Genomic DNA, 13185 nt, shown 5'->3' on the forward strand with positions numbered 1-13185 from the left:
TTGTACATGACTACAGCAGAGCGTGATCCCTACGAGGTACTGTCCGACAGCGACCAGGCGTTCTGGGCTGACGCCGTCGCCGACGCCATCGAGGCCCGAAACCCCGACGAGCCAATTGTGATTAAGGGAGGGGTCTCTCCGTCGGGTATCCCACACATCGGCCACGTCAACGAGATACTCCGGGCGTACTACGTCGCGGCGGTTCTCAGAGACCGCGGCCACGAGGTCCGTCAGGTGTTCACTGCCGACGACCGCGACCGCCTCCGGAAGCTCCCGCGACAGCTCGCAGATCTGGATGGGAACATCGTCGGTCTCGGCGAGGTCGACGCCGGCGCACTCGGCCGGAACCTGGGGCGACCGTACACCGACATTCCGGACCCATTCGGCGCGAGCGACTCCTACGGCGACCATTTCACCGAGTTGCTCCGTCAGAGTGTCGACGACCTGGGTATCGAGGTCGAGTTCGTCTCGAACACGGACCTCTACGAAGAGGGAGCCTTCGACGACGTGATTCGACACGTCCTCGCGAACCAAGAGCAGGCGCGGGATGTCCTCTCGGCCCACCAGGACAAGGTCGACGAAGAGTACGTTCCCTTCTTCGCCGTCTGTCAGGACTGCGGCCAGCTAACCGAGACGATTACCGGGGTTGACCTCGACGCAGACGTGGTCTCCTATACCTGTACAGATATCGAGACGGGAGACGACACGATTGCTGGCTGTGGACACGAAGGAACGGTCTCGATTCGAGAAGGGAAACTCCCCTGGCGCTTCGAGTGGCCCGCCCAGTGGAAGGTCCTCGATGTCGACTTCGAGCCGTTCGGCAAGGACCACGCCGAGGGGTCCTGGCCGAGTGGTGTCGATGTGGCCGAGAACGTCCTCGACGTGGAGCCCCCCGTGCCGATGGTGTACGAGTGGTTCACACTCGACGGCGAGGCCCTGTCGTCGTCGAGCGGTCACGTCGTCACCGTCGGCGAGGTGCTCGACCTGCTCGAACCCGAGGTGCTCCGGTATTTCTTCGTCAAAGAACCGCTCAAACAGCGCGATTTCAGCATCGAGGGTATCGACCAGCTCGTCGACGAGTTCGACCGCTTCGAGGCGACCTCCTTCGGCGAGGGAGAAGCGACCGACAGCGAGCGCGCCTTCGCCGAACGGGCGTACCCCTTCGTCGTCGACGAGATTCAGGAAGAGCGGGTCCGGATTCCGTACACCTTCGCGGCGGTGCTTGGAATGACCAACGATGAGGCGCTTCGCAAGGAAATCGCTCGCAAACAGGGCCACATCGTCGACGACACGCCGGAGTGGGCTGTCAACGGGGCCCTAGACCGTGTCGAGCGGGCGCGGGCGTGGGCACGGCGAACCGGCAACGAGTTCGATTACGAGCTCAAACGCGGGGAGATGCCCGATGCGAGCTTCGACGAGGACACCGAGGCGGCCCTCGACGAACTCGCCGACTTCGTTGCCGAGGGCCACGACGGCGAGGCCATCCAGAGCGAGATATACGAGACTGCAAAGCGCCACGACATCGACATGGGAGAGTTTTTCGCCGCCGGCTACCGCCTGTTTTTCGACGACGACGAGGGGCCACAGCTTGGCACCTTCCTCGGCAAGCTCGACCGCGAGTTCGTGGTCGACCGATTGCGCCGCGAACGGTAGGCCCTCGGAAACGGTCCACACACCAAAGAAAAAGGTATAGCACCGTCGGGCTCACACCAAGACACATGAGCGAAGCTGACGAGACAGACGACCGCCGCTTCGACCACACGGCAATCGAGTCGAAGTGGCAGCAGGCGTGGGACGACCAAGAGGTGTTTCGAATCGAAGACGACGCCGACGACCCCGAGTACGTGCTGGCGATGTTCCCCTACCCCTCCGGGGAGATGCACATGGGCCACGTCCGAAACTATGCGATAACGGACGCATTCGCCCGGTTCAAGCGGATGCAAGGCGAGTCTGTCCTCCATCCGATGGGGTGGGACTCCTTTGGGTTGCCCGCCGAGAACGCCGCCAACGAGCGAGATGTCGACCCGCGAGGGTGGACGATGGACTGCATCGCCAACATGAAAGACCAGATGGAGCTGATGGGACTTGGCTTTGACTGGGACCGCGAGGTTACGACCTGCGAGCCAGAGTACTTCCAGTGGAACCAGTGGTTCTTCCAGCAGTTCTACGACGAGGGTATCGTCGAACGCCAGACCGCAGAGCTCAACTGGTGTCCCGACTGCGAGACCGTCCTGGCCGACGAGAACGTCAAAGGAGACAACGAGGAGTGCTGGCGGTGTGACACGCCCATCGAGCGCCGGGACATGGACCAGTGGTTTTTCACCACCACCGACTACGCCGAGGAGCTGTACGACTCCCTCGACGAGATGGACGGCTGGCCCGAGAACGTCCGGGAGATGCAGCGCAACTGGATTGGCAAACAGGAGGGAGCATCTGTCTCCTTCGATCTGACGACCGGCGACAGCGTCGACATCTTTACCACCCGGCTCGACACCATCTACGGCGCGACCTTCTTTGCGCTCTCGCCGGGCCACGAGGTCGCCGAGCAGATCGCCGAAGACAACGACGACGTGGCCGACTACATCCACCGCGCCGAGCACGAAGACGACGAGCTCGCACAGACCTCCGGAGTCTTCACCGGCGAGTACGCCACCAACCCCGCGACAGGCGAGGAGATTCCGGTCTACGTCGCCGACTACGTGCTCGAAGATATCGGGACCGGCGCGCTCTATGCGGTGCCCGCCCACGACGACCGCGACCACGCCTTCGCACGCGAACACGACATCCCAATCGAACAGGTCGTCGAACCAACCGACGACGCCGAAATCGACCCGGCAGACGTTGCTGTCGAGGAACAGGCCTACACGGAGGACGGCCTCCTCGTCAACAGCGGCGAGTTCGACGGCCTGACGAGCGAGGAGGCACGCGAGCGGTTCGTCGAGCGCTTCGACGGCGAGTTCCGGACCGCACACAGCCTGCGCGACTGGTGTATCTCCCGACAGCGATACTGGGGGACGCCGATACCGTTCGTCGAGTGTCCCGACTGCGGATACGTACCGGTCCCCGAGGAGGACCTGCCCGTCGAACTCCCCGAGTTCGTCCAGACGACCGGGAATCCGCTCGATGCCGCCCAGGAGTGGAAGGAAACGACCTGTCCGGACTGTGGCGGCCCGGCAGAACGCGAGACGGACACGATGGACACCTTCGTCGACTCGTCGTGGTACTTCCTGCGGTACATCTCGCCCGACATGGAGGAGACTCCCTTCGACAGCGAGCAAGCCAGCGACTGGATGCCGGTCGACCAGTACGTCGGGGGAATCGAACACGCGACGATGCACCTCATCTACTCGCGGTTTTTCACCAAGGTGCTCGACGACCTCGAGATGCTGGACGGACCGCGGGAACCATTCGAGAACCTGTTGACCCAGGGGATGGTCCGGAAGGAGGGGGCCGCAATGAGTTCCTCGACCGGCAACGTCGTCTCGCCGCGCCCGTTCGTCGAACAGTACGGCGCAGACACCGGTCGACTGTTCATGCTCGACGCTGCCCAGCCCGAGAAGGACTTCGACTGGACCGCAGAGGGAGCCCAGTCGTCCCACGACTTCCTCCAGAACGTCTACAGCCTCACGGCTGATTTCGCCGCCGGCGAGGTCGAGACCGGAGCAGGCGGCAACGTCGACGACTATCTCGGCCGCGAGATTCGCGCGACGGCTGCGACAGCGACCGAGGAGTTTGAGCAGTTCCGGTTCAACCACGCGCTCCAGGCAGTACGCGACCTTGTCTCGCTGTTGCGGCGGTACATCGAGGCCACCGAACCGAGCGAGGCTATCCTCGAAAATGGCCTGTCGACTGTGACCCGCCTGCTTGCGCCGGTCGCACCCCACGTTGCCGAGGAGCTGTGGGAGTTACTCGACGGCGACGGACTGGTGGCGGAAGCCGACTGGCCGAATATCGACAAGCCCGAGGGGTACGCCGTGGAACGACGGCTAATCGAGAACACCCGCGAGGACATCCGTGACATCATCGACGTGGCAGATATCGAGGATCCCACGCACATCGAGATTGCGGTCGCGCCAGCGTGGAAACACCGCGTCCGTGAACTCGCCGAGGAGGCCGACGGCGACGTGGTCGGTGCCGTCATGAGCGACGGCGAACTCCGGGAGCACGGTGAGGCCGCCGCCGACTTCGCCAAGGAGTTCATCGGGCAGGAACACTTCGACGACCAGCTCCCTCCCGCCGAGGAAGCCGCTGCCCTCGACCGCGCGACGTGGCTCGTCGAACGGGAGTTCGACGCCGAGGTCGACATCCACGACGCCGAGGATGCACCCGACGACCTGGTTGCGAAAGCCACCCCTGGGCGTCCTGCGATCAACATCGAGGAGTAACGCCGGCGCTACTGTTTGCTTGCGCGGTCGAGAAAGGTGTCGAATGCGCCGCTTTCGGCGTGAAGATGTGAGTATGTCCCGAGTGTCTGGTACTCCGTCAGACCGTCGCGGTCGCCGTCGATGCCGTCACCGCGGGCCATCTCGAAGGCGAACGTTGCGTCACGGTCGACAGTCGCACCCGAGTAGTGGAACTCGTGGCCACGGTGGGTATCGCCGGCGGCTGCGGTCACCGTGTCGGTCTGTGCGCGGAGTTCGACGTGGTCCAGCGCCTGATACCGGTCGCACATTTCGACTCTGGCTGGGAGGACTCCCGCCATCTCGTGGCTCTCTCCCGCTGTCGTGGTGAGGCGTTCTGAGAGTGCCATCAATCCGCCACACTCGCCGAGGATGGGGACCCCCTCGGCTGCGCGGTCGGCAATCGTCGACAGCGCCGGGCTGGTGGCCAGTTCGGAGCCGTGAAGTTCGGGGTAGCCGCCGGGGAGGTAGACGCCGTCACACGCTGGGAGGTCGTCACCGTCTGTCGGTGCGAACGTGACGACATCGGCCCGCTGTTCGAGGCGTTCGCTGACCCCAGGATAGATGAACCGAAAGGCGCTGTCGCGGGCGACCGCAATCCGTGGTGTGTCAGTCGGTTGGTCGTCCAGCCCGCCCGCTGAGTCGGGCCTCGGCGGTTCACGCGCAACCGACGCGAGCGCGTCTCCGTCGATGTGTGTGGCGGCCTCGTCGAGCACGGCGGTATCGAGCGGACTCTCCTCACCCATATGCAGGCCGAGGTGTCGCTCGGGAATCGATAGTTCGGACAGCGGCGGAATCCGCCCGAAATACTGGAGCCCATCGGGAAGTGCATCGCGGATACCCGACTCGTGACGACCGCCGTGGGTCTGCTGGCTAAGGACACCGACCACGTCGATGTTACGGTCAGCCTGGGCGGCGTACTGCTGGAAGCCGTAGGCGGTCGCGGCGACGCTCTCCATCCCGCCGCTGCCGTCGACGACGAGCACCACCGGCACATCGAGTGTCTCCGCGACAGCAGCAGTACTCGAATGGTCGCCGTCGTACAGCCCCATGACACCCTCGACGACACAGATATCACCAGAGCCGCGGTGGTAGTTCCGGCAGACGCCGTCGTCGCCTTCGAGCCAGGTATCGAGCGTGCGTGAGGGTTTCCCGGCGACGACAGCGTGGTGGCTCGGGTCGATGAAATCTGAGCCGGCTTTCGCAGGCTGGACCGACAGCCCTGCCGATTCGAGCGCACGAATCGTCACCAGCGTTGCGACAGTTTTCCCCACACCAGACTCCGTCCCAGCGAGCACGAACCCTTCCATTGACACTGTGTAGCGTGATGACGCCAATAGGTGTGCTGGTTCTGGCCGAAAACACGAAGTTTTTATCGCCGGCTCGGATTCTTTCGACAAATGGCATCCACCCTCGGGCTCGTCATTCCAGCCTACCAGCCCGACATTGAGCAGCTCTCTGCCTACGTTGCGGATATCATTGGGGAGTTCGAGCCAGAGACGATTCGCGTCGAAGTCGACGCAGCCGAAGAGCAGACCGTCACCGAGCTTGCCGACCTCCCCGCGGATATCTCAGCTGTCCCCTACCGCCGCGGAAAGGGGGCTGCAATTACGGCCGGGTTCGAGGCACTCGAGACGGACGTGCTCACGTTCGCGGACGCAGACGGCGCCACTCCGGCGACAGAACTCGCCCGGGTCGTCGATGCGGTCCAGACGCGCGGCAGTGACCTCGCAGTTGGTTCCCGACGCCATCCTCAGTCGACTGTCGCGACCCACCAGACGTTCGCCCGGCGACGCCTCGGCGACACGTTCGCCTGGCTGGCTCGCCGCCTGCTCGCAGTCGACCTCTATGACTACCAGTGTGGCGCGAAGGCGCTCACAGCCGAGTCCTGGGAAGAGATTCGCGGCCACCTCTACGAGCCGGGCTTCGCGTGGGATATCGAACTCATCGCGATGGCCGGTGCCCTGGGTCACAGGGTCGAAGAGGTCCCCATCGAGTGGCACGACAGACCGAATTCGACGGTGTCGCCGGTGCGTGACTCGTTCCGGCTCGCCCGGGCGCTGTTTGGGGCACGCCACCGCGCAAAGCAGGTCAGTGATAACCCCCTCCACACCGCAATCGCACAGCGGCGAAACCAACCGACAGCGCTCGTCGACGACGAATGAGCGGGAGCTCGCTCGACGCCCTCGCCTCTCGCGCCAGGTTCGGCAAGTTCGTCTCCGTCGGTGTCGTCGGCGCGATAAGCGACAACCTCGTGCTCACAGTACTGGGTCTCGGGATCGGCATTCCAGAGATGGCAGCAAAGGCCGCCGGCATCGAGACAGCGATTCTCGTGATGTTCCTGGTCAACGAGCACTGGACATTCGCCGACCAGGGGACAGGAGGGACCCTCCCGTTCGCCCGGCGTCTCGGCAAATCGCACCTGGTCCGCGCCGGCGGTTCGTCCATTCAGCTCGTCGTCTACTGGGTGCTAACACAGCGGCTCACGTTCGAGCTAAATCTGTTCGGGACCGACCTGTGGTTCATCGCCGCCAGCCCGGTCGCAATCGGCGTCGCGATGAGTGTGAACTACGTCTTCGAGAGCCTGTTCACCTGGCAGGTTCATACCGAGTCCTGAGCCGTAGATGCTGGTACAATCTCACAGACGGAAGCCGAAACGCAATCCTTAAACAGTGACCTCGGTTAAAAACAGGTAGCGGGATGGGATAGCTAGGAGATTCCGGCGGGCTCATAACCCGCAGATCGGTGGTTCAAATCCACTTCCCGCTATACTTTTGCCGCGAGCAATTCCGCGAGCGGCAAATATCGGTCACGGTGGTTTGAATGAGACCACGAGCGACTGAAAGGTGTGAGTGGACGTGGTTCAAATCCACCTCCCGCTATGTTCTGACGACGCAACGACGAGGAAGAGCGGACGCTGTATTCGAGATGGTGACGGTGACCGTCAGTCGTCGGCTCCTTCTTCGATGTCTGTGACGACTTCTTCTACGTCTCTGATGTCGGCCTCGGGACGCTCGCTCTCCGGCCCACCGACATCCGTCTCGTCGAACTGTGCGAGAATCTCTTGGATGTCGTCGAGGCCAAGCATCTCACGGGCCTCCTCGTCGAACTCCAGGCCTTCGAGGACGTGCCCGTTCTCTTTGACGTCGCTGCCCTGGAGGTGGCGGCCATAGCGTGAGACCAGCGAGGTGAGTTCCTGGGGCAGGACGAAGGTATTCGACTCACCTTGTCCAATGCCCTCCAGCGTCTCCATACCCTTGTCGATAATCGCCCGCTCGCCCATCGAGTCCGCCGCCTTCGCGCGGAGGACCGTCGAAATGGCGTCACCCTGGGCTTCCAGAATCTGGCTCTGCTTTGCACCCTGGGCGCGGATGATGTTCGACTGTTTTTCCCCCTGTGCGGTCTCGATGGAACTGCGGCGTTCACCTTGAGCCTCCAGGATCATCGCACGGCGGCGACGCTCCGCAGAGGTCTGTTCTTCCATCGCCCGCTGGACATCTTTCGAGGGGTTGACCTCACGGACCTCGACCGATTCGACGCGGATTCCCCACTCGTCGGTCGGCTCGTCCAGCTCCGTCCGGATTTTCGAGTTTATCTGCTGGCGTTTGCTGAGCGTGTCGTCCAGTTCCATGTCACCCAGGACGGCCCGGAGAGTCGTCTGCGCCAGATTCGACACCGCGCGCTTGTAGTCGTCCACTTCGAGGAACGCTTTCTCTGCATCCATCACCTTGATGTAGACGACCGCGTCGGCAGTCACCGGCGAATTGTCCCGCGTGATTGCCTCCTGGTGAGGCACGTCAAGTGTCTGTGTCCGCATGTCGAATCGGTAGGTCCGGTTGACGAAGGGAGCAACAAAGTGGATGCCCGGGTCGAGCAACCGCTGGAACTTTCCGAAAACCGTCAGCGCCTCTTTGTCGTAGGCCTCGACGATTGTCACACTCGATGTGACGGTCACGACCGCCAGGCCGAGGACGAGCAGGCCGACGATGAGAGCAGGGTTAGCCAGCGCCCCACCGAGGACCGGAACGCCGACCACGACGGCGAGCACGGCAACGAGGATGACGACGGCGAGCAGCGTGTTCAGGTGTCGGTAGAGCGCTCGTCGGGGATCTTGTGGGTCGGCAGCCATACACAACATAGCTGCTCCGCTGTGGAAAACCCTCCCGTGTCGGCTCAGTAACCCACATCTGTCTACTTTCGGGTGACTGTATCGGTGAGAAACGAGTAACCAACACAAATATCTGATTTTTCAACAGAGACAAGCAGGAACATCGCCAGCCCACTTATTCAGCGCGGGCCGCCTCGACCAATGTCGCTACTCGGTCGGGGTCGACGCGATTGGTCGTCTGGCCCTGTTTCTTGAGCGCGGTGCCGACGATTGCACCGTCTGCGTCGTCGAGCAACGCCGAGACGTTCTCGGGCGTCACGCCGCTTCCGACGAAGACTGGAACGTCGCGGGTTGCGTCGTCACGCCCGTCGAGAGCCATACGCAGGTCCTCGTTGTCGGCCGGCTTGCCGGTCTCTGGACCCGAGACGACGACCGCGTCGGCGAGTCCGCGGTCGATGGTCTCTCTGACGAGGGCGGTCCTGTCGCGCTCGCCAAGTGGCGTCGCGTGTTTTACGTCGACATCGGCGAGGATAGCCACATCGGCGTCGAGTTGGTCTCGGAGCCGTAGCGTCTCGTGGGCACTCCCGTCGAGCACTCCCTGGTCGGTCACCGACGCTCCGGTGTGGACATTGACTCTCATAAACGAGCCGCCAGCAGCTGCCGCGACCGAGAGCGCTGCTTCGGCGTCGTTTCGCAGGACGTTGACACCGAGGGGTACGTCGACAGCAAGAGAGAGTTCGCGGGCGGTCGCGGTCATCTCTGCGACGACGTGTTTCGGGACACCGTCAGGATAGAACGGCGCGTCGCCGAAGTTCTCGACAAGGATGCCGTCAAGGCCGTTTCTGGCGAGCGTGTGCGCGTCCGCGAGTGCACGAGCCCGGATATCGTCACGAGGCTGTTCGTGTCTGGGTGCGCCGGGAAGTGCCGGCAGGTGGACCATCCCGACAAGTGGCGTGCTCGTGTCGAAGAGGTCACGCAGGTCCATCTACTGGTCCCAGTAGTCCGGTTCGTTGCCCGTCTTCCACTTGATCGAACAGCCCCGGGACGGCTTCGGTTCTTCAGCTATCTCGTCGCCGGCGAGGACAGTCTTGATATGGCCGGCCATCTCGCGCTCGCTGGCTTCGTCGTCAGGGTTCGGGGCGTCGTCCAGACGGCCGTGGTACGCGAGTCGGAACGTGGTTCCGGTGTTCTCGAAGAGGAACGGATCTGGCGTACACATCGCGCCGTAGGCTGCCGCGACCGACTGTGTCTCGTCGTGGAGGTACGCATCCCAGCGGATAGTCCCTTCTTCGACACGCTCACCCATCGTCTCGAAGTCGTCTTCAGGGTACTCGGTCGCGTCATTGGGGTTGATACCGACGACAGCAGCCTCGTCGAACTCCTCGGCCAGACGGTTCATCTCCTCGAATGTAGCCTTCGCGTACGGACAGTGATTGCAGGTGAAGACCACGAGCAACGCCTCGTACTCCTCGAAATCAGCAAGCGAATAGCTGTCGCCGTCGGTCCCTTGTAGTTCGAAATCCGGTGCTTCGTCTCCGGCTGTCAGCACGTCTGTCGATTCGAGTTCAACCATACACGCGGGTTCGAGCGCTACTGTCTTACCCGTTCTGGCTCTCAACGGTTGGCGTCGACAGCCTCGTTGAACTGTCGTGCGGCCTGATAGACATCGCTGTCTTCGTTGATCTGGTAACAGTTTTCGGATTCGGTCCCTGGGTCGTCGACGCGGTCAAGCATCCCGACTGTGGCGAGTTCCTCGAAAATATCGACGAGATACAGCGTCTTCAGCGGAACGCCGGCGGCGTCCGCGAGTTCTGAACGAGTGTATTGCCGCTCCGGTTCGACGGCGAGCAGTCCGGCGATGACCGCGGCTGCCTCGTCTTCGGCAGCGACTAACTCCCAGCCCGACTGTGTGGGCGTGTCTGTCATTGCCCCGACGTTCGGAATCACGGCAAATAAGTCAGTGGGTTCCACACCGACGAAACTCGGGATAGTGACACTACTGGCCCGGGTGATCGCAGTGTCTGTCGGTCAGTATAGATAGGAACACTCATACATAACTATTCGTACCAAAAGCCCTGTCTCCCGGTACTTCACCGAGTCAAATCACTGGCATGACCTGGAAATGTAGCATTTACAGCACAAACTTTTTTCCTATGTTCACAGTAGTAGGGGTGTAATGGCAATTGATGACAGTGGGGGGAGCGACGAAGAAGCCGGGACAGGGGGTCGTATGCGCTTCGGAGACGGCGTCGTTGTCGGCGAGTATTCCTGGAGCGACTTTCGACGCAAAGAACACGACGAGGGTCGGTTCGACCGGAGTAAATATCTTGGATTCGGTCCACGAGAGACCAGCCAGCGGCTCCAAGAGGGGGCAAGCGCGGCCAAGACGCTCAACCGCGTCGTCGAGCGGTATCTGGACCCCGAGAGGCGAGAGGTCGTCGTCGGCAACTACACCTGGGAACATTTCAAACAGGAGTACTACTACGACGAAGACGGCCTCCCGCCGGAGGACGCCGATCCGTTCGATCCGGCAGAGTATCTCGGATTCGACCCAGCAGAGGCCGAGCAACACCTCAGCTACGGCGAAAGTGCCGCAGCCAGGCTCAAGAAGATTGTGGATGAACGGACCCTCGACACGAACGAAGAGCTCGACGAAGACGACTTTTTTTCGACGCGTGATGGAACGCCGACGGTCGTCAACCGGTACGACCTCGAAAAGGCCGTTCCGATGGAGAAAAAGACTCACTTCATCGAACAACACCGATACTGGGTCAACAAGCCCTACGCCTGTGTCGTCGTCTTCAAATCACAGAAGGAAAACGAGATCAAATACTACGTCATCGAGCCACATCTCAACGAAATCGAGGCCGAACTCCGGGACTTTCTCTCCCGAAAGCTCAAGACAGCAATCAAATACACCGAGGACGATGTTATCGTCCAGGGGAGCGAACAGGACCGCGCCGACGTCATCGAGCGCGAGGCCGAGCGGCTTCTCCAGCGGTACAACATCTTCACCGGGAAGCGAAGCGTCAAAGAGAACGGTTCTGGCGGCGGCTGGCTCGACGAAATAAAGGACGCTATCGGCCTCGGCGATGATGAAGACGACGACTGGGAAGAGCTGCCAGAGTTGGACGGTGTTGCGGCCCGACCCGAGCCGGCACTAATCGAGGAAGATTCCGATACGTTGACCGAGTACCAGGTCGAGAAGATGCTGTATATGCTCAAGCGGGATTTCATCGGGTACGCCCGCATCGACCCGGTCAAACACGACATCAACGTCGAGGACATCTCCTGTGACGGGTACAACAGCCGCGTCTTCGTCTATCACACCGACTACGAGCAGATTATTACGAACGTCGAACACGGCGAGGCAGAGCTCGACGACTTCGTCGTCAAGCTCGCCCAGCGCTCCGGAAAAGGCATCTCCAAGCGCCAGCCACAGGTCGACGCGACGCTGCCGGACGGCTCGCGTGCACAGTTGACGCTTGGGGCAGAAGTCTCAGACCACGGGACAAACTACACGATCCGCCAGTTCAAAGACGTGCCGTTCACGCCCGTCGACCTCATCAACTGGAACACGTTTAACCTAGATGAGATGGCCTTCCTGTGGCTCTGTATCGAGAACCACAAGTCGCTGATTTTCGCGGGCGGTACTGCCTCTGGAAAGACGACGAGCCTCAACGCGGTGTCGCTGTTTATCCCCTCCAGTGCCAAGATTGTCTCTATCGAGGACACCCGCGAGGTGGAGCTGCCACAGCGCAACTGGGTGGCGAGTGTCACCCGCCCCTCCTTCGGCGAGGACGACAAAGGCGACGTCGACGAGTTCGACCTGCTGGAGGCGGCGTTGCGCCAGCGGCCAGACTACATCGTCATGGGCGAGATTCGTGGCGAGGAAGGGCGAACCCTGTTCCAGGTCATGTCGACCGGTCACACTACATACACGACGTTCCACGCTGACACCGTCGGCGAGGTCATCAAGCGGTTCACTACAGACCCAATCAACGTCTCGAAGACGCTTTTCACCGCGCTGGACCTTGTGTCGATTCAGACCCAGACCCGTGTCGGTGGCCGCAAGGTCCGCCGCAACAAGAAGCTGACAGAGATAAACGAGTACTCTCCCGAGAACGACGAAATCAACGTCCGAGACGTCTACGAGTGGCGCGCCGAGACCGACCAGTTCCTCCAGATGGGCTCTTCGAGCACGCTCGAAGAGATCAAGTTCGATCGCGGCTGGTCACAGAACCGCCTCGACGAGGAGCTGTTCAAGCGCAAAATCGTCCTCGCGTACCTCATCGAAAACGGCCTGAACACATACACCGAGGTCGCGGCGACAGTCCAGGCGTTTATCAACGACCCAGAGACGATACTCGCCATCATCGCAAAAGAGAGTCTCGAACGCTCGCTGGAGGACCTCCGGGAGATGGAGTCAGTCCAGATTGAAGTCGACCCTCAAAAAGAGGAGTTGGTTCCCCGGCCCGAACCCCCGGAGCCGGTCATCGAAGAGACCGACGACATCCTGCGGAGCGCCGAACCGATGCTCGAAGGATACCGGGAGATGGAGACGAGCGACCTCGTCGCGGCGCTAGAGGGAGGGAACGACGACTCCGCCAGCGCCGACGAGGAAGGCAACTTCGGGCAGTTCGTTCCCAAAGCAGGGACGGACGGCGATAGCTGACC

General features: G+C 61.9%; 10 protein-coding genes and 1 tRNA gene. 6 read left to right on the forward strand and 5 right to left on the reverse strand.

Annotated features, from left to right (window positions below; translation table 11 throughout):
• The first annotated feature begins 6 nt into the window (after positions 1-6).
• Together lysS and leuS are read left to right on the forward strand one after the other, a co-directional pair.
• Positions 7-1653: a lysine--tRNA ligase gene (lysS, locus tag OSC37_RS06220; RefSeq protein WP_267163732.1), complete on the forward strand. Its 1647-nt coding sequence runs from the start codon at positions 7-9 to the stop codon at positions 1651-1653.
• 65 nt (positions 1654-1718) lie between these two features.
• A complete protein-coding gene (leuS, locus tag OSC37_RS06225) occupies positions 1719-4385 on the forward strand; it encodes a leucine--tRNA ligase (protein WP_267163733.1) in 2667 nt (888 codons plus the stop codon).
• Positions 4386-4393: 8 nt separating this feature from the next.
• Here leuS and OSC37_RS06230 read toward each other — a convergent pair whose 3' ends face one another.
• Positions 4394-5710: a cobyrinic acid a,c-diamide synthase gene (locus OSC37_RS06230; RefSeq protein ID WP_267163734.1), complete on the reverse strand. Its 1317-nt coding sequence runs from the start codon at positions 5708-5710 to the stop codon at positions 4394-4396.
• A 90-nt stretch (positions 5711-5800) separates the two neighbouring features.
• On the opposite strand from OSC37_RS06230, the gene OSC37_RS06235 reads away from it, so the two are divergent.
• The 3 genes from OSC37_RS06235 to OSC37_RS06245 all read left to right on the forward strand — a co-directional run bounded on the left by OSC37_RS06235 (position 5801) and on the right by OSC37_RS06245 (position 7169).
• The gene (locus OSC37_RS06235) at positions 5801-6565 is read left to right on the forward strand and encodes a glycosyltransferase (RefSeq protein WP_267163735.1); all 765 of its coding nucleotides are present in this window, start codon (positions 5801-5803) and stop codon (positions 6563-6565) included.
• Positions 6562-7017 (forward strand): GtrA family protein, encoded by a 456-nt coding sequence (locus tag OSC37_RS06240; protein ID WP_267163736.1) that lies wholly within the window; start codon positions 6562-6564, stop codon positions 7015-7017. The genes OSC37_RS06235 and OSC37_RS06240 overlap by 4 nt, the downstream gene beginning before the upstream one ends.
• 77 nt (positions 7018-7094) lie before the next feature.
• Positions 7095-7169, forward strand: a tRNA-Met gene (locus OSC37_RS06245).
• A gap of 175 nt (positions 7170-7344) precedes the next feature.
• Here OSC37_RS06245 and OSC37_RS06250 read toward each other — a convergent pair.
• From OSC37_RS06250 to OSC37_RS06265, 4 genes are all read right to left on the reverse strand, one after another.
• Positions 7345-8529, reverse strand: a complete 1185-nt coding sequence (locus OSC37_RS06250) for an SPFH domain-containing protein (RefSeq protein WP_267163737.1) — start codon at positions 8527-8529, stop codon at positions 7345-7347.
• Between the two features lie 154 nt (positions 8530-8683).
• Positions 8684-9493 (reverse strand): BtpA/SgcQ family protein, encoded by an 810-nt coding sequence (locus tag OSC37_RS06255; protein ID WP_267163738.1) that lies wholly within the window; start codon positions 9491-9493, stop codon positions 8684-8686.
• Positions 9494-10081 (reverse strand): thioredoxin family protein, encoded by a 588-nt coding sequence (locus tag OSC37_RS06260; RefSeq protein WP_267163739.1) that lies wholly within the window; start codon positions 10079-10081, stop codon positions 9494-9496.
• A 41-nt stretch (positions 10082-10122) separates the two neighbouring features.
• On the reverse strand, positions 10123-10434 hold the full coding sequence (locus OSC37_RS06265; RefSeq protein ID WP_267163740.1) for a hypothetical protein: 312 nt from the start codon (positions 10432-10434) through the stop codon (positions 10123-10125).
• Between the two features lie 250 nt (positions 10435-10684).
• On the opposite strand from OSC37_RS06265, the gene OSC37_RS06270 reads away from it, so the two are divergent.
• Positions 10685-13183 carry a type II/IV secretion system ATPase subunit gene (locus OSC37_RS06270; RefSeq protein ID WP_267163741.1) on the forward strand — a complete coding sequence of 833 codons (2499 nt, stop codon included), beginning with the start codon at positions 10685-10687 and terminating at the stop codon, positions 13181-13183.
• Positions 13184-13185 lie beyond the last annotated feature (2 nt).

It is taken from the genome of Halovenus salina, from assembly GCF_026410925.1.
GTDB lineage: Archaea > Halobacteriota > Halobacteria > Halobacteriales > Haloarculaceae > Halovenus > Halovenus salina.

Coding starts and splice junctions, on each gene's coding strand:
- lysS (WP_267163732.1), top strand. CDS start 7: ATGACTACAGCAGAGCGTGATCCCTACGAGGTACTGTCCGACAGCGAC.
- leuS (WP_267163733.1), top strand. CDS start 1,719: ATGAGCGAAGCTGACGAGACAGACGACCGCCGCTTCGACCACACGGCA.
- OSC37_RS06230 (WP_267163734.1), bottom strand. CDS start 5,710: ATGGAAGGGTTCGTGCTCGCTGGGACGGAGTCTGGTGTGGGGAAAACT.
- OSC37_RS06235 (WP_267163735.1), top strand. CDS start 5,801: ATGGCATCCACCCTCGGGCTCGTCATTCCAGCCTACCAGCCCGACATT.
- OSC37_RS06240 (WP_267163736.1), top strand. CDS start 6,562: ATGAGCGGGAGCTCGCTCGACGCCCTCGCCTCTCGCGCCAGGTTCGGC.
- OSC37_RS06250 (WP_267163737.1), bottom strand. CDS start 8,529: ATGGCTGCCGACCCACAAGATCCCCGACGAGCGCTCTACCGACACCTG.
- OSC37_RS06255 (WP_267163738.1), bottom strand. CDS start 9,493: ATGGACCTGCGTGACCTCTTCGACACGAGCACGCCACTTGTCGGGATG.
- OSC37_RS06260 (WP_267163739.1), bottom strand. CDS start 10,081: ATGGTTGAACTCGAATCGACAGACGTGCTGACAGCCGGAGACGAAGCA.
- OSC37_RS06265 (WP_267163740.1), bottom strand. CDS start 10,434: ATGACAGACACGCCCACACAGTCGGGCTGGGAGTTAGTCGCTGCCGAA.
- OSC37_RS06270 (WP_267163741.1), top strand. CDS start 10,685: ATGGCAATTGATGACAGTGGGGGGAGCGACGAAGAAGCCGGGACAGGG.